Annotated in this window: 21 protein-coding genes; 12 read left to right on the top strand and 9 right to left on the bottom strand. The window is 63.8% G+C overall.

The features are described from left to right. Nucleotides 1-35: 35 nt before the first annotated feature. Both BWP39_RS13270 and BWP39_RS13265 read right to left on the bottom strand, forming a co-directional pair. Nucleotides 36-674 (bottom strand): LysE family translocator, encoded by a 639-nt coding sequence (locus BWP39_RS13270; RefSeq protein WP_096720827.1) that lies wholly within the window; start codon nucleotides 672-674, stop codon nucleotides 36-38. Nucleotides 675-779: 105 nt separating this feature from the next. Then, on the bottom strand, nucleotides 780-2,684 hold the full coding sequence (locus tag BWP39_RS13265) for an AI-2E family transporter (protein WP_096720825.1): 1,905 nt from the start codon (nucleotides 2,682-2,684) through the stop codon (nucleotides 780-782). A 293-nt stretch (nucleotides 2,685-2,977) separates the two neighbouring features. Here BWP39_RS13265 and BWP39_RS13260 point away from each other — a divergent pair, with 293 nt between their 5' ends. The 11 genes from BWP39_RS13260 to BWP39_RS13210 all read left to right on the top strand — a co-directional run bounded on the left by BWP39_RS13260 (nucleotide 2,978) and on the right by BWP39_RS13210 (nucleotide 15,273). Continuing rightward, a complete protein-coding gene (locus BWP39_RS13260; RefSeq protein ID WP_096720823.1) occupies nucleotides 2,978-4,018 on the top strand; it encodes a methyl-accepting chemotaxis protein in 1,041 nt (346 codons plus the stop codon). 237 nt (nucleotides 4,019-4,255) lie between these two features. Next, nucleotides 4,256-5,671, top strand: a complete 1,416-nt coding sequence (locus BWP39_RS13255) for a GH1 family beta-glucosidase (RefSeq protein WP_407944792.1) — start codon at nucleotides 4,256-4,258, stop codon at nucleotides 5,669-5,671. Between the two features lie 62 nt (nucleotides 5,672-5,733). Further along, nucleotides 5,734-6,990, top strand: a complete 1,257-nt coding sequence (locus BWP39_RS13250; RefSeq protein ID WP_096720821.1) for an ABC transporter substrate-binding protein — start codon at nucleotides 5,734-5,736, stop codon at nucleotides 6,988-6,990. Nucleotides 6,991-6,997: 7 nt separating this feature from the next. After that, nucleotides 6,998-7,912, top strand: coding sequence for a carbohydrate ABC transporter permease (locus BWP39_RS13245; protein WP_096720819.1), 915 nt, complete (start codon nucleotides 6,998-7,000; stop codon nucleotides 7,910-7,912). Then, a complete protein-coding gene (locus tag BWP39_RS13240; RefSeq protein WP_096720817.1) occupies nucleotides 7,912-8,817 on the top strand; it encodes a carbohydrate ABC transporter permease in 906 nt (301 codons plus the stop codon). Before BWP39_RS13245 ends, BWP39_RS13240 begins: the two co-directional genes overlap by 1 nt. 3 nt (nucleotides 8,818-8,820) lie before the next feature. Next, nucleotides 8,821-9,924 carry an ABC transporter ATP-binding protein gene (locus BWP39_RS13235; RefSeq protein WP_096720815.1) on the top strand — a complete coding sequence of 368 codons (1,104 nt, stop codon included), beginning with the start codon at nucleotides 8,821-8,823 and terminating at the stop codon, nucleotides 9,922-9,924. Nucleotides 9,925-9,986: 62 nt separating this feature from the next. Continuing rightward, nucleotides 9,987-11,027, top strand: a complete 1,041-nt coding sequence (locus tag BWP39_RS13230) for a LacI family DNA-binding transcriptional regulator (protein ID WP_096720813.1) — start codon at nucleotides 9,987-9,989, stop codon at nucleotides 11,025-11,027. A 160-nt stretch (nucleotides 11,028-11,187) separates the two neighbouring features. Further along, on the top strand, nucleotides 11,188-12,201 hold the full coding sequence (locus BWP39_RS13225) for an ABC transporter substrate-binding protein (RefSeq protein WP_096720811.1): 1,014 nt from the start codon (nucleotides 11,188-11,190) through the stop codon (nucleotides 12,199-12,201). A gap of 16 nt (nucleotides 12,202-12,217) precedes the next feature. Further along, a complete protein-coding gene (locus BWP39_RS13220; protein WP_096720809.1) occupies nucleotides 12,218-13,300 on the top strand; it encodes an ABC transporter permease in 1,083 nt (360 codons plus the stop codon). Further along, nucleotides 13,294-14,139, top strand: a complete 846-nt coding sequence (locus BWP39_RS13215) for an ABC transporter ATP-binding protein (RefSeq protein ID WP_096720807.1) — start codon at nucleotides 13,294-13,296, stop codon at nucleotides 14,137-14,139. Before BWP39_RS13220 ends, BWP39_RS13215 begins: the two co-directional genes overlap by 7 nt. Nucleotides 14,140-14,238: 99 nt before the next feature. Beyond that, nucleotides 14,239-15,273, top strand: a complete 1,035-nt coding sequence (locus BWP39_RS13210; protein ID WP_096720805.1) for an ABC transporter substrate-binding protein — start codon at nucleotides 14,239-14,241, stop codon at nucleotides 15,271-15,273. A 12-nt stretch (nucleotides 15,274-15,285) separates the two neighbouring features. Here the strand turns inward: BWP39_RS13210 and BWP39_RS13205 are convergent, their stop codons facing one another. The 4 genes from BWP39_RS13205 to BWP39_RS13190 all read right to left on the bottom strand — a co-directional run bounded on the left by BWP39_RS13205 (nucleotide 15,286) and on the right by BWP39_RS13190 (nucleotide 19,846). Continuing rightward, complete coding sequence (locus BWP39_RS13205; RefSeq protein WP_235851422.1) at nucleotides 15,286-16,338, bottom strand: hybrid sensor histidine kinase/response regulator; 1,053 nt, start codon at nucleotides 16,336-16,338, stop codon at nucleotides 15,286-15,288. A 141-nt stretch (nucleotides 16,339-16,479) separates the two neighbouring features. Next, nucleotides 16,480-17,601, bottom strand: a complete 1,122-nt coding sequence (locus BWP39_RS13200; protein WP_096720801.1) for an LLM class flavin-dependent oxidoreductase — start codon at nucleotides 17,599-17,601, stop codon at nucleotides 16,480-16,482. A 43-nt stretch (nucleotides 17,602-17,644) separates the two neighbouring features. After that, nucleotides 17,645-18,850, bottom strand: a complete 1,206-nt coding sequence (locus tag BWP39_RS13195; protein WP_096720799.1) for an acyl-CoA dehydrogenase family protein — start codon at nucleotides 18,848-18,850, stop codon at nucleotides 17,645-17,647. 54 nt (nucleotides 18,851-18,904) lie between these two features. Further along, the gene (locus tag BWP39_RS13190) at nucleotides 18,905-19,846 is read right to left on the bottom strand and encodes an ABC transporter substrate-binding protein (RefSeq protein WP_096720797.1); all 942 of its coding nucleotides are present in this window, start codon (nucleotides 19,844-19,846) and stop codon (nucleotides 18,905-18,907) included. Nucleotides 19,847-20,057: 211 nt separating this feature from the next. Between BWP39_RS13190 and BWP39_RS13185 the strand changes: the two genes are divergently transcribed. Continuing rightward, a complete protein-coding gene (locus BWP39_RS13185; RefSeq protein WP_096720794.1) occupies nucleotides 20,058-20,969 on the top strand; it encodes a LysR family transcriptional regulator in 912 nt (303 codons plus the stop codon). Between the two features lie 21 nt (nucleotides 20,970-20,990). On the opposite strand, the gene BWP39_RS13180 is transcribed toward BWP39_RS13185, so the two are convergent. From BWP39_RS13180 to BWP39_RS13170, 3 genes are read right to left on the bottom strand one after another with little or no spacing between them, the layout of a single operon-like run. Beyond that, nucleotides 20,991-22,598: a rhodanese-related sulfurtransferase gene (locus tag BWP39_RS13180; protein ID WP_096720792.1), complete on the bottom strand. Its 1,608-nt coding sequence runs from the start codon at nucleotides 22,596-22,598 to the stop codon at nucleotides 20,991-20,993. Then, nucleotides 22,595-23,194: a cysteine dioxygenase family protein gene (locus tag BWP39_RS13175; RefSeq protein ID WP_096720790.1), complete on the bottom strand. Its 600-nt coding sequence runs from the start codon at nucleotides 23,192-23,194 to the stop codon at nucleotides 22,595-22,597. The genes BWP39_RS13180 and BWP39_RS13175 overlap by 4 nt, the downstream gene beginning before the upstream one ends. Further along, on the bottom strand, nucleotides 23,194-24,018 hold the full coding sequence (locus tag BWP39_RS13170; RefSeq protein ID WP_096720788.1) for a class II aldolase/adducin family protein: 825 nt from the start codon (nucleotides 24,016-24,018) through the stop codon (nucleotides 23,194-23,196). The genes BWP39_RS13175 and BWP39_RS13170 overlap by 1 nt, the downstream gene beginning before the upstream one ends. Nucleotides 24,019-24,028: the final 10 nt, after the last annotated feature.

Here is a 24,028-nt window from a genome sequence, read left to right as displayed (position 1 = left end):
CGAACACCACGCAGGCCACGCGCAACACGATTGCATTAAATGCCGCGCCTAAAAGCGGTGAACACCAAACGCAGACCGAGTGCGGCGATCGCCGTCGCTGCGATCCGGTCCACCCACGCTTTCGAGTTCAGATACAGCTCGCGTGGACGCCGGCTCGAGAAGCCCAGCGCGACGATCGTGTACCAGCCCGCCTCGATACAGAAGACCGCGGGCGGCAACACGAAGTAACACCACATCGGCGGATGTTGCGGCAGCAGCGCTGCGAAGATGCTGCCGTAGTAGATCGATGTCTTCGGGTTGCTCAGTTGCGTGCTCAAGCCGAGCCACAGCGACTTGCGCAGATTGCCGCGTGCGCCGGCCTCGGTGCGGTCGAAGACGAACGGCGCTGCTGCCCCGCGCCAGATCTTCAGCGCGATATACACGAGATACAACCCGCCCGCGATTTTCAGCCCCGCATACAGCCAGCCGACCGCTTCCAGCAGCGTGTACAGCCCGACCAGCGCGACCCCGGCGAAACACACGCCGCCGAGGCCCATGCCGATAGCACTCGCCAGCCCGTCGCGCCGCGACACACCGATTGCGTTACGGGCAACGACGATGAAACTGGGACCCGGGCTCATCGCGCCGAGCATCAGCGCGGCGAGAATGGCGGCAATGGCGGTTGAGGCGTTCACGGGAGGTCTCCTGAGAAGAGGGTGCGGTGGGAGCCATATCGTGCCTTGTTGCGTGATTCGCGACAAGGTAAGCGCATCGATTGCGGCTCGCTTGTGGAGCCCCACTTACGGCTGCGCCGCCACCCCACCCGCGAGCAGACACAGTCCCACCAGATCGCGGAACGTCGCGGCACTGCGCGCGTCGCTATCGGCACTCGCGCCCGCCACACTCTCTCCCGGCCCACCTACCCCGACGATCAACGTCGCCGCAGGCGCGCGTTCCTGCACACGGCGCAGCAGGTTCTGCAGATAGAGCGGCGCTTCCGCCGCATCGAGTGTGAGCACGCAGACGATCGTCGCATCGCCGGTGGCATTCGTATCGGCGTGGTGCTTGCGGAACTGCTCGTAGGTGGCGGCGGCCGGCGCGAGCCCGAAGCGGGTGAGCAACTGCATGGCGATCGCGACGGCGGCATCGTCGAATGCGCCGCGACCCGCGATGCAGAGCACCCGCGTGCCGCGAGCCGGCGCGATCAGTGCCGCCAGATCGGGCTCGCGCTCGTGTGAACTATCGGCATGGGCGTCAGGCGCCGGTCCAGCCGATTCCACCGCGCCCGCAATCTCGTGCTTCAGACGTTCGTCCGGTGCTCCATCGATATCCTCGAGGCTCTCGACGATATCGAGCAGCGATTCGTTCATCCGCACGAGCTGCTCGGGCGAAAACACGCCACGCAGCGTATCGGTGCGCGCGAGCCTCAGACCTTCGCGCGCGACATTGTCGTAGTAGTCGATCAGCGGCAGGTCGCGCAGCAGACGGACGGCCTGATCGATGGCTTCCTGGGGATCGTCGGCGAGCAACCGCTGATAAAAAGTCTGCGCAGGCGTGAGCGCGGGCTGGTCGCCGAGCAGCACCGCGATGAACTTGAGACGGTCCGCATAGCGCCCAAGCGTGACGAGACACAGTGTGAGCGGCGTCGACAGCACGAGGCCGATGGGCCCCCACAGCCAGCTCCAGAAAATCGCCGCGACGACCACGGCGAGCGGCGACAGCCCCGAGCTATGGCCATACAGCAGCGGCTCGACGATCTGCCCCGCGACGATGTCGACCACCACGAACAGCACGAGCGTCAGCACGCCCATCGTCCATTGCGGCTGGATCGCGGCGGCGAGCACCGTCGCGAGGATCGCCGCGATCCATGTGCCGATATACGGCACGAAGCGCAGCAGCGCGGTGAGCACGCCGAACAGCAACGCACCCGGCACACCGATGATCGCGAGGCCGGTCGAGATCACCGCACCGGTGCCGAGATTCACGCCGAGCTGCGCGACGAAATAGCGGCTCAACCGTTTGGCCGCGTCGTTGAGCGCGGTCGTCGTGCGGTGCAGGTCACTCGAACCGAACAGCCGGATCAGCCGGTCGCGCAGATCCTCGCGCTGAAACAGGATGAAGATGGTCACCACGATCACGATGAACATCGTTTCGAGCGGCCCGACCACCGGCGAGAACACGCGACGCGTCAATTCGAGCGGCGACGGTACCGGTTCGTGCACCTCGACGGGCATCGGCGCAGCGGCGGTCGGGCGTTGTGCGCGGCCACCGTGTTGCGGACGTGCCTTCGGCATCACCCCTTGCAGCGCGGTGGACGCGCGGCTCAGCAGTGCGTCGGCGCGCCCGATGGTCTTCTCCTGCACGGTCTCGATCTTGGCCTCGATCGCGACCTGGTACTGCGGCAGATCGGTTGCGAGCTGCGCAAACTGCGCGGCGATCAGTGTGCTGACGGCGAGCAGCGTGACGAGTGCGATGACGACGGCGACGACGATCGATGGAACCTGCCCGATGCGCAGCCGCCGCAACCCGCCGACGAGCGGCGCGAGCAGAAAGCTCAGCAACACCGCGAGCGTGATCGGCACCAGCACGGCGCGGCCGAAATACAGCCCGCACACGACGACAACGCTGATGATCACCGTCGTCAGGGTCTGGATGCCTGGGGCGCCCGTAGGAAAGACGCGGTTAGGCGGTCTGGGTTGCGACATGGGAACGACCTGAACAAAGGCAAGGATTGACGAACGGTATCAAAAAACGGAGTGGTGGCGCAGATTCGGTCATCCAGGCGCGCGGCGGCGGCATCACCTTTATCGCGCAGACCTGCACAGCGGTGGTGCTACAGCGCGCCATCCATCGCGGCTCGCGCGGTTGAGAGAACCCGCGCAACACACAGGCAAAACGTTTGCGTCACGTGCGATGCATCACGCGATGCCGGCGCGCGCTCGGCCTGATACTTGCTGCGTCCCTGGAAAACAACCAGTTATCCACTCGGGGCCGCGCCATGTCGAATCCGCAAGAAATCGTCGAACTCACTCATCAGGTCAAGAAGCTGGCCACCGGAAAAATCTCCGACATCAACGACATCAATCGCGAGACCACCTTTCTCGCGCTCAACGCGCTGATCGAAGCGGCCCGCGCCGGCGATGCAGGTAAGGGCTTCGCGGTTGTCGCCAATCAGGTCAAGCATGTCTCGGCGCGCATCTCCGATATCACCACGGTGCTCAACAAGGAACTGGCCGGCTCGCTATCGAAGCTGACCGACCTCGGCGACAGCATGATCGAGCGGCTGCGTTCGCACGAAGGGCAGCGCTGCGCCGATCTCGCGCTGAACATGATCGATATCGTCGATCGCAACCTGTACGAGCGCTCGTGCGACGTGCGCTGGTGGGCCACCGATTCCGCCGTGGTCGACTGTCTCGCCGTAGGCGGTGGGCCGGAGCGCGAGCACGCGTCACAGCGGCTGTCAGTGATACTCGACAGCTACACCGTGTATCTGGACCTGTGGATTGTCGATGCCTCGGGCACCGTGGTCGCGAACGGCCGGCCGCAAACCTACTCGGTGGCCGGCCACAATATTGCCGATGCGCGCTGGTTCAAGGAGGCGATGAAAACGCCGTCGGGCGCGGACTTCGTCGCTGGCGACATCGAAGCGTTGCCGCTGCTGAAGCACGCGCACGTCGCGACCTATGCCACCGCGATCCGCGAACACGGCGCCGTCAACGGACAACCGCTCGGCGCACTGGTGATCTTCTTCGACTGGGCGACGCAGGCTTCCGCGGTGGTCAAGGGCGTGCGGCTCACCGACGAGGAATGGCAGCGTACGCGCTGCATGATCGTCGATTCCGCGTTTCGCATCATCGCAAGTTCGGATCAGGCGGATGGGCTCAACGAACAGTTCCGCCTCGTCACCGAGGGCCATCGCACCGGCTTCTATCGCGCGGCCGATGGGCGCACCACGGTCTCGTTCGCGGCGACGCCCGGTTACGAGAGCTACCGCGGGCTCGGCTGGTACGGCGTGGTCGTACAGAGACCGCCCGCTTGAGCAGCGTTTCGTCCGCCATCTGACGGTGCTCTGACGCTCGTCTGACAGATCCTTTCAGTCCCTGCAGCGCGTGCTTCCGCACGCGTCATCCCCTATCCAGACAAACCCCGATAGCAGCGGCGAATTCGCCACTGCTATCGTACGCTGTTCATGTGGAAGCGCTTCCACAGCCATCTTTCGTCACCCGTATCCTGTTCTGTGCGGTGACCCGTTCAACGATTTCGCGCAGGAGAGCCCGTGATACAGGACGCAACCGCAACCCCCACCGATCCGCAGACCAGCAGCAAGGCAACGTCCCAACCCGACGCCTTCACCCCGCCCGCCGATTCGTCGCTGTGGCGCAAGGACTTCCTGCTCGGCGCGGCAACGGCCTCGTATCAGATCGAAGGCGCGATTCACGAGGACGGCCGCCTGCCGTCGATCTGGGACACGTTCTCCGCGACGCCGGGCAAGGTAGTCGGCGGCCAGACTGGCGAATTCGCCTGCGATCACTACCATCGTTGGGAAAGCGATCTCGACCTGCTGACACAACTGAACTTCGAGGCGTACCGTCTCTCGATCGCGTGGCCGCGCGTGATGGACGAAGCAGGGCGGCCGAACGCGAAGGGGCTCGACTTCTACAAGCGGTTGCTCGGCAGGCTGAAGGAGAAGGGACTCAAGACCTTTGTCACGCTGTACCACTGGGACCTGCCGCAGCATCTCGAAGATCGCGGCGGCTGGCTCAATCGCGACACCGCATACCGCCTCGCCGATTACGCCGACCTGATGAGCCGCGAACTGGCGGGTCAGGTTGATTCATGGGCCACGCTCAACGAGCCGTGGTGCTCCGCCTATCTCGGCTATGCCGAAGGACGTCATGCGCCGGGCCGCACGAACGGTCGTTATGCGACGCAGGCGATGCATCATCTGTTGCTGGGTCACGGGCTGTCGATGCAGGCGCTACGTGCCAACGATCCGCGCTCGCAGAAGGGGCTCGTCGCGAACTTCGGCCGGGGCACCGCGAACTCGGCGCAACCCGCCGACCAGCGCGCCGCACATCTGTTCGAGGTGCAGCACAACGCGTGGATTCTCGATCCGCTGCTCAAGGGCAGCTACCCCGAAGACCTGTTCGAGTTGTGGCCGGGCACCGAACCGCTCGTGCTGGAAGGTGACATGGAGACGATCTCGGTGCCGATGGATTTTCTCGGCGCAAACTATTACTTCCGTTCCAACGTCAAGAGCGATGGTGCGCACGGCTTCACCGAGGTGCCGCTGGAAGGTGTGGAGCGCACGCAGCTCGGTTGGGAAGTGAATCCGGACGGCTTGCGCGATCTGCTGATCGGCTTCAATCGTACGTATGCCAATCTGCCGCCGGTCTATATTACGGAAAACGGCATGGCGTCAGACGATGCGGTGGTCGACGGCCGTGTCGACGACACGCAGCGCATCACGTTCCTGAAGCGCCACCTCGCCGCGGTCGATGAGGCGATCAAGGCGGGTGTCGATATTCGCGGTTACTTCGTGTGGTCGCTGCTGGACAACTTCGAGTGGGCGTACGGTTACGCGCCGCGTTTCGGTGTCGTCCATGTCGACTACGATACGCAGCAGCGCACGATCAAACACAGCGGCGAGCTGATCGCGAAGTTTCTTGCCGAGCGCCGTGCGCGCGGCTGAGTTCGTTGGAGCTGGTTGGCATCTCGACTGAACATTCGGGCACAAAGCCTGGAGGAGACGGAATGAACAGCAGAAGAAAATTCGCTGGCGCGGTGACGGCTATCGTCGCTGCACTCATGATGCACGGCGTCGTCGCACAGGCCGATGCACCGCTGAAGGCCAACGTGATTCACTGGTGGACCTCGGGTGGAGAGTCGGCGGCGATCCGCCAGTTCGCCGATGCCTACAACAAGGCCGGTGGTCAGTGGGTCGACAACGCGGTGGCCGGCGCCGATCAGGCGCGCGCGACGGCGATCAACCGCATCGTCGGTGGCGATGCGCCGACCGCGGCCCAGTTCAACACGTCGAAGCAGTTTCACGACCTGATCGACCAGGGCCTGCTGAATAACCTCGATTCGGTTGCGGCAAAGGAAAACTGGAACGCGATCTTCCCGCAGTCGATACTCGACAGCATCAAGGCGAACGGCCATTTCTACGCGGCGCCGGTCGACATCCACATGCAGAGCTGGTTCTTCTACTCGAAGGCGGCGGTCCAGAAGGCCGGCATCGCGCGCGAACCGCAAACCTACGACGAGTTTCTCGCCGATCTCGACAAGCTGAAGGCGGCCGGACTGATTCCGCTCGCGCTCGGCGGTCAGGCCTGGCAAGAGAAGATCACCTTCGATGCGGTGTTTGCCGACGTCGGCGGTACCGATCTGTATCTGAAGGTCTATCGCGACCGCGATGTGAACGCGGTGAAGTCGGCGGCGTTCAAGAACGTGCTGACCGCCTTCAAGCGACTGCACGCGTACGTCGATCCGGGCTCACCGGGGCGCAACTGGAACGACGCCACCGCGCTCGTCATCTCGGGCAAGGCCGGCGTGCAGATCATGGGCGACTGGGCGAAGGGCGAGTTCTCGGCGGCGCACCAGGTGGCGGGCAAGGACTTCGGCTGCTTCCCGGGCTTCGGTCCGCATTCGCCGTACATGGTGGCGGGCGACGTGTTCGTATTCCCGAAGTCCGACAACCCGAACACGATCAAGGCGCAACAGTTGCTCGCGACGGTGATGACGTCGCCGACCGCACAGGTGGCCTTTAGCGCGAAGAAAGGCTCAATCCCGATCCGCCCGGACGTCGATGCGAGCAGCCTCGATATCTGCGCGAAGGAAGGCATCGCGATCATGAAGGACAAGTCGCGTCAGTTGCCGAATCCGGAGATGTTGATTCCGCCTGACCTGCAAGGCGCGCTGACGGACGTGATCACGAACTTCTGGAACAAGGACGAATCCGTCGACGACGCGCAGAAGGCATTCGCCAGCGCGCTGAAGAGCGGAGGCTGAGCGCGCCATGAGCAGCGTGACGATCCAGCGAGGCCCGAAGCCGCTCGGCCGGCGCCTGCCGTGGGCCGCGTGGGTCGCACTGCTGCCGATGGCGTTGACCGTGCTGTTCGCGTATCTCGGCACGATGCTGTGGACGGCGCGCGTCTCGCTCAGTTTCTCGCGCACGTTTCCGTCGGGTGGCTTCGCGGGGGTGACGCAGTACGTGCGCCTGTTCGAGAACGATCGCTGGATCGTCTCGCTGCAGAACATCGTCGTGTACGGCGCGTGCTTTATCGTCGCGTGCATGGTGATCGGGTTGCTGCTCGCGATCTTCATCGATCAGCGCGTCGTCGCCGAAGGCGCATTGCGCACCGTGTTCCTCTATCCGTATGCGATGTCGTTTGTCGCGACCGGGCTCGTCTGGCAATGGATCCTCAATCCCGAACTCGGCGTGCAGCAGGTGCTGCACCGGCTCGGCTTCGTGCACGCGAGCTTCGACTGGATCGTCGATCAGGACTTCGTGATCTACACGCTCGTCATCGCGACGGTCTGGCAGGCGTCCGGCCTCGTGATGGCGCTGCTGCTCGCGGGACTGCGCGGCATCGACGACGAGTTGTGGAAGGCTGCGCGCATCGACGGTATTCCGCGCTGGCGCGTCTACGCGAGCATCGTGATACCGATGCTCGGACCGTCGATGTCCACCGCATTCGTGCTGCTGTTCGTGATGGTCGTGAAGCTGTATGACGCGGTCGTCGCGATGACACAAGGCGGCCCAGGCACCGCAAGCGAAGTCCCCGCGAAGTTCATCATGGATTATCTGTTCGGCCGAGCGAACATCGGGCTCGCGTCGGCGGCATCGATCGTGTTGCTGGCTACCGTGCTCGCGATCCTCGCGCCGATCTTCTACGCGCGCAGCCGTGTCGCGCTGCGCAAGGACGTCTGATGAGCACCACGCTTTCCACACCCAGCGTGCCGCGCACCGCGGCGCGGCGGCGTTCGCGTTTCACGCCGGCACGCGTCGGCGTGTACGCGTTTCTGCTCACGGCGGCGCTGTTCTTCCTGCTGCCGCTGTACGTGATGCTGGTGACGTCGGTGAAGCCGATGGAGGAGATCCGGCTCGGCAATCTGCTCGCACTGCCGACGCATTTCACGCTGCAACCGTGGAGCGTCGCATGGCAATCGGCCTGCACCGGGCTCGATTGCAACGGGATTCGCGTCGGCTTCTGGAACTCGGTGCGCATCGTCGTGCCGAGTACGATCGTGTCGATCTTCATCGGCGCGGTGAACGGTTATGCGCTGTCGTTCTGGCGGCCACGCGGCGCCGGTGTGCTGTTCGCGGTGCTGTTGATGGGCGCGTTCATTCCTGTGCAAGTGATGATCTATCCGCTCGTACGGGTGCTCGCGAGCGTGCATCTGTTCAGCTCGCTGCCGGGCATCATCGTGATCCATACGATCTTCGGCATGCCGGTGATGACGCTGCTGTTCCGCAATTACTACGCCGCGATTCCGCTCGAACTGTTCAAGGCCGCGCGCATCGACGGCGGCGGTTTCTGGCGCATCTTCATCCAGCTGATGCTACCGATGTCGACGCCGATCATCGTCGTCGCACTGATCATGCAGGTGACGGGCATCTGGAACGACTTCATCCTCGGCCTCGTGTTTGCCGGTACGAAGAACCTGCCGATGACGGTCCAGCTCAACAACATCATCAACACGACGACCGGTGAGCGTCTCTACAACGTCAACATGGCCGCGACGATACTCACGTCGATGGTGCCGCTCGCCATTTACTTTATTTCAGGCCGCTGGTTTGTCCGCGGCATTGCTTCAGGCGCAGTCAAGGGATAGGGCATGGCCAACGTAGCGAATGTGTCGATCCGCAACCTGAAAATCCAGCTCGGCGCGAACGCCGTGATCGACGCGCTCGATCTCGACGTGCGCGCCGGTGAGTTCGTCGTGCTGCTCGGGCCGTCGGGCTGCGGGAAGTCGACGCTGCTGCACAGTATTGCCGGGTTGATCGATGTGGCGGGCGGCACCATCGAGATCGGCGGCGAGGATATGACGTGGGCCGATCCGAAGGACCGGCGCATTGCGCTCGTGTTTCAGTCTTACGCGCTCTATCCGACGATGAGCGTCGAGCGCAACCTCTCGTTTGCGTTGCGGATCAACGGTACGCCGAAGGCGGAGATCGCGCGGCGCGTTAATCGTGCATCCGAGATGCTGCAACTGGGACCGCTGCTGCGTCGTAAGCCGGCTCAGTTGTCGGGCGGCCAGCGGCAGCGCGTGGCGATCGGTCGCGCGATCGTGCGCGAAGCCGATGTCTTTTTGTTCGACGAGCCGCTGTCGAATCTCGATGCGAAACTGCGCACCGAACTGCGCCGCGAACTGAAGCAACTGCATCAGCGGCTCGGCGCGACGATGATTTACGTCACGCACGACCAGGTGGAAGCGATGACGCTTGCCACGCGGATGGCCGTGATGCGCGGCGGTGTGATCCAGCAGATCGGCACGCCCGCCGAAGTTTACGCGCGGCCCGATAACCTGTTTGTCGCGACCTTCCTCGGCTCGCCTGCGATGAACCTGCTGAACGGCCGGTTACAGCGAAACGGCGACAGCGTGCGCTTTCGTACGGCGCAGCTCGATCTCGATGTATCGGCTTACCGTTTCGAGCGTCCGCCTGCGGAAGATCTGCCCTGCGTGCTCGGCGTGCGTGCCGAAGACGTGCGGATTAACGGGGCGCTCAACGGGGTGGACGGGCACGACACGCAACGCGGCGCCGTGACCCTGGTCGAACCGATGGGCAACCATCGGGTTATCTGGCTCGACTATCATGGCGTACAGATCGCGTCGATCGATCAGGACAAGACACCCGTCGCTTCCGGCGACGCGTTCGGATTCTCGTTCGACGGCGCGCATATTTCGCTGTTCGACGAAGCCAGTGGCGCGCGGCTGTAGCGTAGCCATGACGCATCGATAGACGGCGCTTCCTGTTGCGTTTCCGACTCGATGGAGTGTGAGTGGCAACCTTGAAAGACGTGGCAGAGCGTGCGGGCGTCGGCCTGTCGACCGCCTCGCGCGCGCTTTCCGGCAAAGGGCCTGTATCGGCCGATGCCGTGGCGCGCGTGCAGGCCGCTATCGCGGAGCTGAACTTCCGGCCTTCGTCGATCGGTCGCGCGATGGCGACGCGCTCGCTCGGCGTGATCGGCATCTTCGTGCCGACTTTTTTCGGCCCGTATTACGGCACGATCCTCAAGCAGACCGATACGGAACTACGCAACGTGCATCGTCACGTGGTGGTCGCGACCGGTTGCGGCGAGGTGTCGGCCCGCGAGCAGGCAATCGAGGCGGTGCGTTTTCTGATCGCCCGCGATTGCGACGGCGTCGTGGTTATCAGCCACGATCTGCATGACGAAGACCTGATCATGCTGCACGCCTTGCATCCGCGGATGGTGTTCCTCAACCGTGGCTTCGAACAGTTGCCCGATGCATCGTTTTGCCCGGACCACCGGCGCGGCGGCGAACTGGCGGCGCGCACGCTGCTCGATCACGGGCATCGCGAGATTGCGGTGATTGCGGGGCCGTCGAGTGCATCGGACAACCTGATCCGGCTCGGTGGTTTTTTTGCGGAGCTGGCGCGCGCCGGTATCGAGCGTGACGATGTCGTGCTGATCGAATCGGACTTCTCGGCCGAAGGCGGTTATGCGGCCGCACAGACGCTACTCGATACCGGGCGGCCGTTTACCGGGTTGTTCTGCGCCAACGACTCGATGGCGGTCAGCGCGCTGGCCCGTTTGCAGCAAGCGGGGCTGTCGATACCCGGGGATGTTTCGGTGATCGGCTACGACGACGATTACTCGGCGCCGTATGCGTCGCCGGCGCTGACCTCGGTGCATATCCCAACTGCCGATCTCACGCAGAATGCGGTGCGCTGGCTGCTGAATCAATGCTACGGAACCACCAACGACATCGTGCGCGAGTTCCCGATCACGGTGACGATGCGCGCCTCGGTTGGGGCGCCGCCTGCGCAGTCGAAGAAGGGTCGTGAGAAGAAACGGTGACGTGCTGCCGGCTGCGTCAACGACGATCCCGACGCTGATGCAGCATTTCAAAAGATGCAAAGCATAAATATTAAAGCGGCATAAACATATCGGAATTGGATAATTCTCAACGGCGCAATGGCTCGCTACTCTGTGCGATGACATTGCCCCGCGAGGATTTATGGCCGCCTTTCCCCCCGTTCCTGATCACGACTTTCTGCTGACCCGCCGACGCGCGTTGCGCCTGCTCGGTGCGGCACCCGCAGCGGCTGCCTTCGGTGCATTCTCCAGCGTCGACGCACGCGCGGCGACCACCGACCTTTCTTCCGTCACGCTCGTGCTCGGCGATCAGGCCGGCGGCACACGTGCGCTTGCGGAAGCGGCAAAGGTACTGGACGGCACGCCTTACGCATTTCGCTGGGCCAACTTCCAGGGTGCGGCGCCGTTGTTCGAAGCGCAGCGCTCAGGCGCCGTCGATCTCGCGCCGGCCGGCGATCTACCAGTGCTCGCGGCCGCGGTCGGCGACCCGTCGCTGAAGATCGTCGCGGCACGCGTCGGTTCGGGTTCGCAGCTCGGCATCCTCGTGCCGGAAAATTCGAAGCTGCGCAGTGTCGCTGATCTGAACGGGCGCACGGTTTTCGTATCGTCGGCGCGCGGCAGCATTTCGCAGTATCAGCTGTACGGCGCGCTCGCCGAAGCGGGGCTGTCGCGCAACGACGTATCGGTGCGCTTCGTGCTTCCCGTCGATGCCTTCGCCGCGTTCGCGTCCGGTGCAATCGAGGTGTGGGCCACCTTCGATCCGTACTACGGCATCGCCGTGCAGCGCGGTGCGCGCGTCCTGCGCGATGGCATCGGTATTAACAGCGGGCTTGGCTTTATCACGGCGTCGGGTAGCGCGGCCGCCGACCCACACAAACGCGCCGCCATCACCGATGTTCTGCTGCGTTTTCAGCGCGCCGGCGACTGGGCGCTCGCCAATCCCGATGCGTACGCGCAGATCTACGCGTCGCTCACCCGCGCACCGCTGGCAGCGGCGAAGCAGATCACTGCGCGCGCATCGCTGAAGCAGCACTTCGTCAAAGACGCCGACATCGTGGTGCTGCAAAAGGTCGCCGACAGCGCGTATCGCGATGCGATCCTGCCGCGCCGCATCGACGTGCGATCGATCTCCGATACTCAACTCGCCGCGGCGTAAAGCCGCTCCGCCCGTCATGTCCACTCAATCCGAGTTTCTCGATTCTCCGGTCGCGTCGCGGCGTTCGATCGTCTTGCCTCGCGAAACGACACGTCGTGTGCGGATCGCCGCGCTGGCTGCGTTTGCGTGGGCCGGTAGCGCTGCGCTCACGCAATGGTGGCCGAATCTCGACGACTGGCCGTATACGCAGGAACTGCTCGTTCTGAAGCTTGCGCTGGCGGTGCTTGCTGCATCGATCGGCATCGCGGGCTGGCGTGCGGCGGTAACAGCGGCAGAACGTTCTGCTGACGTAGACGTGGGCAACAACGGCGATGCACTGCGCAAGCGCACGTACGCCGAAACATGGTTCGTCGCGGCACCCTGGTTGCTCGCGCTTGCGTTGGGCATCGGCGCGTGGGAAGTGGCGACCGCGAAGCTCGAATGGTTGCCGCGCCCGTTCTTCGCGCCGCCGCAGGCATTGATCGCGGTGTTCTTCGACGATTTTCCGCGGCTCGGATTGAGCGTCGCGCATTCGCTCGGGTTGCTCGCGTATGGCTATGCGATCGGCGCGGCGACCGGGTTCGTGACCGGTGTGAGCATCGGCTGGTCGCGCGCGGTCGGCTACTGGTTGCATCCGGTGCTGCGGCTGATCGGGCCGTTGCCGGCGACCGCCTGGTTGCCACTCGCCTTCTTCTTCTTTCCGTCGAGCTTTAGCGCGAGCGTGTTCCTAATTGCGCTGGCCACTGCGTTTCCGGTTGCCGTGCTGACATGGTCGGGTGTAGCGGGCGTCAACCCGGCGTACTACGACGTCGCTCGTACGCTCGGCGCGCGTCCCGGCTTTCTGATCCTGAAGGTGGCGATTCCCGCGGCATTGCCGTCGGTGTTTGTCGGGTTGTTCATGGGGCTCGGCGCATCGTTCTCGGTGCTGATCGTCGCCGAGATGATGGGCGTGAAAGCGGGGCTCGGCTGGTATCTGCAATGGGCGCAAGGCTGGGCCGCGTACTCGAACATGTACGCCGCGCTGCTGGTGATGGCGCTGATGTGCTCCGGTCTCATCACGTTGCTGTTCCGGTTGCGCGACCGGTTGCTCGCGTGGCAAAAGGGTTTGCTCAAATGGTGACTTCCTCTTCCGCTGCGGCTGTGGCTAACGATGTGCTCGCCACTGCTCAACGCGTCGGCGCGCGCATCGACGTGCGCCACGTCAGCCACCGGTTTGCGTTGCGCGGTGCGGCGCTCGATGTGCTCGACGACATCAACCTGTCCGTCGAACCGGGTGAATTCGTTGCGCTACTCGGTGCGAGCGGGTGCGGCAAGTCGACCTTGCTGCGACTGGTCGCGGGGCTCGACACGCCGACGCGTGGCAGCCTGCTCGCCGACGGTGCGCCGATCGACGGCCCCGATCCGTCGCGTGTCGTGGTGTTTCAGGACCCGACGCTGTACCCGTGGCGTACGGTGCGCGGCAACGTCGCTGTCGGGCCGGAGGCGCAGCGGCGCGCGCGGCGTGGCGGCAAGCGTAGTGATAGCGATGACGTGCGCAACATCGACGAGCGGATCGATGCCGCGCTTGAACTGGTCGGGCTGTCTGAGTTTGCCGACGCGTTTCCGCATCAACTCTCAGGTGGCATGGCGCAGCGTGCAGCACTCGCCCGTGCGCTCGTCAACGACCCGGCGCTGCTGGTCCTCGATGAGCCATTCGGCAAGCTCGATTCGCTGACGCGCATCCGCATGCAGGGGGAACTCGTGCGCCTGTGGCAGGCCGCGCGTTTCTCGGTGCTGTTCGTTACGCACGATGTCGAAGAAGCGCTCGTCGTGGCGAACCGTGTGATCGTGCTCAGCGAACGACCGGCACGCATCCTCACCGAGGTGCGCAACGACGCGCCGTATCCGCGGCATCGCGACGATCCGAAGCTGGTGGCGTTGCGTCGGCAGGTGTTGGCGCAGCTGGGGCTCGATGCGTGAACTGACAACATCAAACGCAATGCCGCAACGGTGTTGCATCGGATCGGAGCGACGTGTTAAAGCGCGAACGCCGATCGACCAACGGGGAGAAACAGCACGATGACTCACTTCGACGATACGACACCCATCAATCCCGAGCGCCGCGCCTGGTTGCGCAAAACCGCATGGGCTGCGGGCGCGGCAGCATTTGGCGGTGTCTCACTGGGCCTGTCGGGACCACTCGCGTATGCAGACAACGCACTCAAGCCGCTCAAACTGTCATGGAACGCCGGCGCGATCTGTACCGCGCCGGTACCGGTCGCCGTGAAGCAAGGCTTCTTCCAGCGCCACGGCTTGCAGGTCGAACTGATCAACTTCGCCGGCTCCACCGATCAGTTGCTCGAAGCGATCGCCACCGGCAAATCGGATGCGGGTGTCGGCATGGCGCTGCGCTGGATCAAACCGCTCGAACAGGGTTTCGACGTCAAGCTGACCGCGGGCATTCATGGTGGCTGCATGCGGTTACTGGCCACGCGCACGTCGGGCATCGTCGATCTGGCCGGGCTTAAAGGACGCACGGTCGGCGTCAGCGATATGGCGAGCCCCGCGAAGAATTTCTTTGCGATCACGCTGAAGAAGCTCGGCATCGATCCGGACAACGACGTGCACTGGCGCCAGTATCCGGCCAGCCTGCTCGGCATTGCGTTGAAGAAGGGTGAGGTGCACGCCATCGCCGATGGCGATCCGACCATCTGGGCGCTGCGCGAATCCGATCACCTGTACGAAGTGTCGAATAACCTGTGCGGCGAATATCAGAACCGCGTGTGCTGCGTGCTCGGCGTGCGCGGCACGCTGATACGCAAGGATCGCGCGACTGCGCAGGCACTGACGCAGGCGTTGCTCGAGGCGACTGAGTGGACGGCAAACAATCCGGCGGATGCGGCAGCGATATTCTCCGCGTATGCGCCGTCGGCGGATGTCGGGCAGCTCACCGCAATGCTGAAGAGTCACACCGACAAACATCATCCGGTCGGCGATGCGTTCAGGAAAGAGATCGCGTTGTATGCGGACGATCTGAAGACGGTTGGTGTGCTGAACAGCGGGACGGATTCAAACCGGTTTTCGACGCGGGTGTTTTCGGACGTGCTTGCGTAGCTGCGGATTTGGTTATGCAGCAGACCGCGGCAGCAGCAACGTCACCGCAAACCCCGTGTCCGCCCGCCGCATCGCCACCGACCCATGATGTTTCATCGCCGCGACGTTGACGAAGGCGAGACCGAGCCCATAACCGTCGACGTTACTCGCCACATGCGAAGGCAATCTGCCGAAGCGCTGCAACGCCTTCTCGTGTGCGCTTTCCGGAATGCCAGGCCCCTCGTCTTCCACGCTGATCGACCAACTCTCTTCAGAACTTGCAAGCGTGCAACGGACTTCCGAACCCGCCGGCCCGTACTTGAGCGCATTGTCGATGAGATTCAACACGGCACGGGTCAACATCAACCGGTCGCCCACGAAAGGATGCGCTTGCGCAGGGATGTTCACCGAGATCCGCGAGTGCCTTGCCTGTGCCTTCTCCCACAACTGATCGGCGGCCACTTCGACCAGATCGCCGAGATCGAACTCTTCGACTTGCAGCCATTCGGATTGTGCTCTTGCCAGACGAGCGAAGCCGTCCGCCAGCGCCAGCGCAGTGCTGGCATGCGACGCGATACGTTCAAGCAACGCCTGCTGCGGTTCCTGTTTGCCACGATGCGTTTCGATCAAGGCGAGGATCGAAGCCAGCGGCGAGCGCATGTCGTGCGATAGAAAATCGAGCGCTTCATTGCGCTGAAGCGCCGCGATATACGAGTTCGAGTGGTAGCGAATCCGTGCAATCAGTTCGATCGCGTCGGGAAGCTTGACGAGGTAGTCGCTTGCGCCCGCAACGAAGGCCGCGCTCTTGATGATCGGTTGTTCTCGCGACGACAGCACGATGACCGGAATGTGCGCCGTAGCCGGATCGGCGCGATAGCTGCGCACGACATCGAGCCCTTCGACGCCGGGCATGACCAGATCCTGCAGGATGACCGTGGGCTTCAGTTCACGCGCGACCGATACAGCCTCGCGACCGTCGTGGCAGAGATGAAGCGTGATATCGCTTTCGTTTGCCAGCGCTCGCGCGACCATCTCGCCGACGATCGGTTGATCGTCGACGAGCAGCACCGACGCGGAAGACGACATCAAGGTTGCGGATGGATCCATCGGCTATAGACGAAGACAGTGAGCGGGACGATGTAATTTCTGTAAGCACAATTCGTTCGCTATGTTATCGCTATTGCCAATGGTCTGTATTTTTATGACCTTCCTGCAGATTACTCCGGCTTACGCAGCAGCAGCCGTTGCCACTTCACGCGGCGCGGCCTGCGCATCGGCTTGAGCCACAGCCGCGCGCACGAGCGGCAGCAGATCGCGACCATACGCCAGCGCATCTTCGAGCGGATCGAAACCGCGGATCAGAAACGTCGACACACCGAGCTTGCGATACTCGAGCAACGCGTCCGTTACTTGCTGCGGCGTACCAACCAATGCCGTCGAATTGCCCGCTGCGCGTGTCAGTGCGGCGATGCCGGTCCACAGACGCGTATCGACGATCGTACCTTTCGCTGCTTCGGCGAGTAACCGCTGTGAGCCGACGTTCTGCGGATCCTTCGGCCGCCGCGTGAAATTCGGCGAGCGTGTGACGACTTCCTTCGCGCGTTCGAGAATCGAATCCGCGCGCGCCCATGCGTCCTCTTCGTTGGCAGCAATGATCGGGCGCAGCGACAGGCTGAAGCGGATGTGCCTGTCTCGTCCATAAACGGCGGCCGCCGCGCGTACGCGCGCGATCGTCTCGGCCACCTGCGCAAGCGATTCGCCCCACAGCGCGTACACGTCGGCGTGCTTGCCCGCTATCGCGATCGCCGCATCGGACGAGCCGCCGAAGTACACCGGCAGGTGCGGTTGCTGCAGCGGCCGCACCTGCGACCGATGACCAACGACGTGGTAGTACGTGCCGGTGTGATCGAACGGTGTGTCGCTGGTCCATGCGCGCTTGACGACATCGAGATATTCGTCGGTGCGCTGATAGCGTTCGTCGTGCGTCAGAAAATCGCCATCGCGTTGCTGCTCGACGTCGTCGCCACCCGAGATGATGTGCACGGCCGCGCGGCCCGCGCTGAAGTGGTCGAGCGTCGCGAGCTGGCGCGCGGCGAGCGTCGGTGCGACGAAGCCGGGCCGGTGCGCGAGCAGAATGCCGAGGCGCTTCGTTTGCTGTGCGACGAACGACGCGATCTGAAAACCGTCCGGCGATGCGCTCGAATGCGCGATGAGCACACGATCGAAGCCACCGTATTCATGTGCCTGCGCAACGGCCGCGATATACGGCGGATTCACGGCCGGCCCTTGCGGCAGACGGATCTCGCTAGACTCCTGGTGGCTCACGTAGCCTATGAATTCGACGCTCATCGTCTCGACTCCTGTTTCGAATGCGCCGGATTCCGGCAGCGTGTTAGCGTGCCGCGAAACCCGCGCGGCCCAGATTGCCGAGCACGGTGTCGTTCTGCGGTGTGTGGATGCGTGCGCACAGTACGTCGCGATAGTGGCGCTCAAGCGCATTGTTGCGACTGAGGCCTGGATTGCTGCTGGCTTCCAGCGCGAGTTCGACGGCCTCGATTGCCTGGCGGCTGACCAGATACTTGATGATCGGCGCATCCGCCGTGGCGATGTCGCCGCGCGCGCCTGCATTGAGCAGCACGCGGTTGTTGAAGAGCAACGCATCGATGCGCCCGAGCGTCTGCTGAAAACTGTCGAGGCTCGACAGCGGTGCGGCGAGTCCGGACGGTACGCGGGTGGCCGCCCACTGCGCGAACCAGTCGCGCCCGGCGCGTGCCACGCCATCGTAGACAGCAGGCAGCAGCACGTTCATCCAGACTGCGGTGAGCGGATCGAGACTGCCTACGCCGGGTGCGGGCAACTGCAGATCGACGGCCTGATCGAATGGGACGCGTACGTTCTCGAAGATCACTTCGTGGCTGCCGGTGGCGCGCATGCCGAGGTGATTCCATGGTTCGCCGAAGTGGATGCCTGGTGAATCGCGATGTACAAGCCACGTTCCAACGCGCGGTGTGGCTTCGTCAGTGCGGCCCCACACGGCAAACCAGGTGAGGCCGGGGCTGCCGGTCGAATAGATCTTGTGACCGTTGAGTAGCCAATGGTCGTCATCCAGCGTGCCGACGGTGGCCGGTAAACCACCACGCGATGGCGAGCCCAGTTCCGGTTCGACGCGTAACGAGTTGATCAGTGCGCCATGCTCGACAGCATCGCGTGCTACACGCTCTTTCAGCGCTACCGGCCAGTTTGGATTGGCCTGCAGACGCAAGTGATACAGGTACTGCATCACGAGAATCAACGCCGTGGATGGCTCACCGCGTGCCACCGCGCGGATCACCTTGAGCGTTTGCGCGAGCGTTGCGCCGCGACCACCGAGCGCACGTGGCACCGTCAATGCAAGAAGACCGGCGCCATGCAGGCGCGCAAGATTGTCGTGCGGAAATAGGGCGCCGCGATCGAGTTCTGCGGCCCCCGCGGCGAATGTATCGCTGAGCGCGGCAAGCCATGTGTCGGCGGCGGCGCTGTCGAGGTCCGCGAGCGCGGCGTGCGCCTCGGCGTCGGGTCGCACATCGGAGCGCGCAGTATCGGGGTGGCGGATGGTCATCGATGGTTCCGGGGCGTGCTACGGCCGTGAAGCGTCAGCACGCATTCGTGCTTGCTAGTGATCACTAAAACCAAATTGCCGGTCGAAGCTCGGCGTCACGTTCAACGGCGCCTTGATGACATCGGCGCGGTGGTACAGGTCGGCCGTTTTTTGCTGCTCGGCGATCAGGCTGTCGTCGATGGCGACCGGATGCAGCTGTGCCCGTTGATAGACAGTTTTCAGCACGTCGGCGGGGAGGCCCGTGACCTGCGACTGCATCGCCGCGACTTCGTCGGGATGCGCGAGCGCCCAGCGCTGCCCGATCGCGACGCGGTGCAGGAAGTCTTCGATCTGCGCGCGCTTGGCCTTGATCGATTCGTCGGTGGCGGCCTGGAAGCTCAGACCCGACGATACACCCACGCCGTTTGCGATGCTGCGATCGTGGTCGCGCAGTTCGGCGAGCGCGACGTACGGGTCCCACGTCGACCATGCATCGACGTTACCGGTGGCGAGCGCGGCCTTCGCGTCCGCGGGCTGCATGAAGCGCAGTGAGACATCGGACAGTTTGATGCCCGCGCGTTCGAGCGTGGCGATGGCGAGGTAGTGGCCAATCGAGCCACGGGTCGTGGCGATGCGCTTGCCCTTTAGATCGGCGGCGCTTTTGATCGGTGAATGCTCGGGCACGACGATGGCTAAATCGACCGGCTGAGAACGCGTCGCGGCCACCGCACGTACGCGCGCGCCGGCGGCATACGCGAAGATCAGTGGTGCGTCGCCCAGACCGCCGACATCGATCGCACCCGCGTTCAGCGCTTCGCCAAGCGGCTGCGCAGCAGGAAAGTTGTACCACTCGATCTTGTACGGCAGGTCCTTCAACTGGCCAGACGCTTCGAGCACGCCGCGCGTCTGGAGTTGCTGGTCACCGACCTTGAGCACGGTTTCGGTCGCGGCATGACTGGCCGCGGGCAGCACGGAAGGCAGCAAGGCGAGCAACAGGGAGGCGAGCAGAACGCGCATAGAGAACCAATGAAGAGGCAGGGGCGGACAGTCAGGCAGTCCACGATACGTACGCGTCCGTTATAAGGCAAACGCATTGTTCTGCTTTGCAAATATGCAAAGGCGAAATGCCGGGAATGCGTGCGCTCATGTAGACGAACGCGCTACGCGTACGGTACGCTCATTCGCATTGCCGCGAATCGACCGGCCTTTTCACCAGAGAACCGATTCAATGAAGCTCGATGACATTGAGGCGTTTGTCGCCGTCGTGCGTTGCCAGTCGCTCAACCAGGCAGCCAGTTCGCTTGAATTGACGCAACCTGCCGTGACGCGGCGTCTGCAGAATTTCGAGGAAGCGCTGGGCGTCGAACTGCTCGACAGGAATACGAAGCCATTGAAGCCGACGCCGATGGGGCTTGTCGTCTACGAACAGTGCCGCGCGATCGTGCGCGAGATGGATGTGCTGCGCGAACTCGTTGCGGTCGATGCACCGCTCGCCGGTGTGTTGCGACTCGGTGTCGCGCAGACGGTTGCCGACGTCGCGTTGCTCGACGCATTGCGTGAACTGAAGCTCGCACATCCGGAGTTGCAGGCGCGCATCTCGACAGGGTGGGGCGCACAGTTGCTGCAAAAACTCGATGAAGGTGCGCTCGACGCGGCCGTCATGCTGCTGCCCGCCAATCGCAGCTTCCCGGACACGTTGCAGGCCGACGCGCTCGGCGCATTGAAGCTCGCTGTGGTGGCGAGCAAGGGCAGCATGAAGCGGCGCGTGTATTCGCTGGCGGAATGTCACGGTTTTGGATGGGTGCTGAACCCGGATGGTTGCGGGTTTCGCGCGGGGCTGCAGCACGCGCTCGCGAGCCAGGGGCTGACGCTGAAACTGAACCTCGAAACGTTCGGTACCGAGTTGCAACTGGGGCTGGTTGCCGAAGGGGTGGGACTCGGTCTCGTGCCGCTGCCGTTGCTACACGCGAGTCCGCACGCGGCGCAACTCGATGTGATCCAGTTGAGCGACTTCAAGCCGGAAATTGCCGTGTGGATGGTGCGTTCGCGTGCGCTCGGCAAACTGCAGGCGGCGCTTGCAGTGCTGTCGGTAAGTATCGAGCGGCGCTTCAAGGCGGCGCGGGTGGCGCGCGCCGCTTGAGCGCTTTTGGGCGACGCGCGGTCAGATCACGAAAAACCCATGCGTGCCGTCGCGTTCGAGTTGCGCGACGAGACCGTATTCCCACTCCAGATACGCATTCATCGCTTCATGCGCGCTGTCGGTGCCTTCATACGGCCGTCGATAGCGATCGATGCGCGGCGACGCGAGTTGCGTATCGCCGGATTCGACCGGCAGGCCCGCCTGAATCCACGCGGCCGTACCGCCTGCCAGCAGATGCACCGGCTTTCCCGTGAGCGCGGCGATTTCAGGTGCGGCGAACGGCGCGAGCGCGCTGGTCGCGCACGTCACGACATAGCGTTTCGCATCGGGTAGCTCGCGCAGGTCCGATGCGTCGCCGACGAGTCGTGAACGCAGCGCCCACCATGCGCCTGGAATATGCGCCTTCACGTGGTTTGCGCTCGACGTGAAATCGAGCACGACGGTGCCGCTTGCCGGATCGGCGAGCCAGGTCGCGAGCGCTTCGGGTGTGACCAGCGGCGTCGCGACCGGTTGCGACTTCGGACCTCGCCATGGGCCATGTTCGGTCAACGCCTCACGGCTCGCCTCGTCGACGACGTACACATCGATGTTCATCTGCGCGAGCCACGACGCCGTCATGTTCGCGCGCACGCCATCGTCGTCGAACAGCACGACGCGTGCGCCGCGTACCGGCGCGAACATCTCCGTTTCCTGCACGAGCTGGCCGCCCGGCGCGCCCTGAAAACCGGGCGCGTGTGCGGTTTCATATTCGGTGGGCGTGCGGACGTCGAAGCGATACGTGGTGCGTGACGTATCCGCGCTCCATGTTGCTGCTTCGTCGAGTGTCGTGCGGTGTACGCCTGCGCGATCGGCGAGCGCACGTGAAGCGCGGCGTGATGGCGCGAGATCGTCGGTGGCGAGGCCAGCCTGTGGATCGAATTGCCGCGCGCTGCCGTGTTCGAGCGTCTGGCCTGCCAGCGTCCAGCCGATCGTGCCGTTACGCAGCGCCGCAACCGGATTCGGCAACCCGGCATTCACGAGCGACTGCGTACCGATGATGCTGCGCGTCCGCCCCGCGCAATTGACGATCACGCGCGTTGCCGGGTTCGGTGCCAGCGCGCGGGCACGCAGCACGAGTTCGGCACCCGGCACGCTGATGCTGCCGGGGATGTTCATCGTTTGATATTCATCGTAGCGGCGTGCATCGAGCACGACGACGTCATCGCCGCTTTTCAGCAACGCGTCGACCGCTTGCGCGGATAGCGACGGCGTATGCCGTTGCGCTTCGACGAATTCGCCGAACGCCTTGCTCGGCACGTTGACGTCGCGAAACGTTTCGCCACCCGCGCGAATCCAGCCGTCGAGACCTCCGTCGAGCAACGCAACGTCGGTGTAGCCGAGTTCGCCCAGACGCTGTGCAGCACGTTCGGCATAGCCTTCGCCCGCATCGAGCAGGACGATCGGCACCGTGCGGCGCGGCAGACGTGTCCACGCTTCGAGTTCGAGCTTCGACAGCGACAGGTTGGCCGCGAACAGCGGATGACTCTGCGCATGCGGATCTTCTTCGCGCACGTCGAGCAGGGCGATCTCGCGTCGGGCGAGCAGGGTTTCGCGCACGTCCTGAACGGTGCGCAGCGGAAATGAACTCATGTGGCGAGGGCTTCCTTGCTGAGATTCCAGAGATTGGGCAGGGTGTCGTTCGAATAGCCGGAGATGAAGGGCTTCGGCGGCCCCCCGTCGGGCGGATACACCGAACGTCGTACCGCGCCGATGTTCGCGCCGTACACGTGAATGCTGATCGACACGCGATCATCGTAAGCGTTACTGACGCGGTGGATGTCGCCGAGATCGGGCGAGACGGCATCGACGGTACCGCGTTCGAGCAGGACGTCGTCGCCAGTGGCGTGCAGTACGCCGTGCACATCGCGCCGGTACGACGCTGCGCGCTCGGCGCCGCGCAATACGCCGATCAAGCCCCACACCGTGTGATCGTGAACCGGCGTGCGTTGGCCCGGTCCCCAGACGAAGCTGACGACCGAAAAGCGCTGCCGTGCATCGGCATACAGCAGGAACTGTTGATAGCGATCCGGCGAAGGCTCTGCATACGCATCGGGCAACCAGTCATCGACGGCGACGAGCTGACGTAGCGCGGCCGAACCTCGTTCGATCAGCTCGGCTTCAGCGTGCGCTGTGTCAACGATTGCCGCGATTTCACCGACGAAGTGCCGCAGTTTGCCGATCGTCATCAGTCGAGCAGGTCCGGTTCGGTCTCGACGAGCCCTTCGTACAGGCTCTCGAATGAAAAGTACGCGCCGCCCGGACGGCCGACGCGCTCATGCGTGAGTGCGGCGACATCGTGCGGGATCAGTTGCGGTTTGCCGGCCGCTTCGGCAAGCAGTTGTGTATGGCATGCGTTGTCGAGCGCGATGTACCACCAGGCCGCGGCACCGACGCTCGGGCCTGCGGTGAGGATGCCGTGGTTCTTCAGGATCACGGCCTTGTTCGAGCCAAGCGCTTCGGCGATGCGTGCGCCTTCGCTGGTGTCGAGCACGACGCCCTGGAAGTCGTCGAACAGCGCATGGTCTTCGTAGAACGAGCACGCGTCCTGCGTGAGCGGATCGATCGTGCGGCCGAGCGTCGACCATGCCTTGCCGTACAGCGAATGCGTGTGTGCGGCGGCGACGATGTCGGGCCGCGCTTCGTGAATCGCCGAATGGATGGCAAATGCAGCCTGATTGAGCGGCCCTTCGCCGACCACGATTTCTCCGTGGCTGTTCACGAGCAGCAGGTCCGATACGCGGATTCGCGCGAAGTGCCGGCCGAGCGGATTGACCCAGAAGTGATCGGGCCATTCCGGATCGCGCGCGGTGATATGACCGGCGAGCCCTTGATCGAATCCGTAACGCGCGAACAGCCGGAAAGCACCGGCGAGTCGCTCCTGGCGGTGGCGGCGTTCGGCGGCGAGTGTTGGCGCGGCTGGTACTTCGTCGAACCAGAATTTGCGGATGGGTGTGTCGCGCAGTGCGACTGCCGGAGTGAAAGCGGGCGCAGCGGAAAGCGTGGTGCTCATCGCGGGATGT

It is taken from the genome of Paraburkholderia acidicola, assembly GCF_002362315.1.
GTDB lineage: Bacteria > Pseudomonadota > Gammaproteobacteria > Burkholderiales > Burkholderiaceae > Paraburkholderia > Paraburkholderia acidicola.
This window is presented reverse-complemented; position numbering and strand designations above follow the sequence as displayed.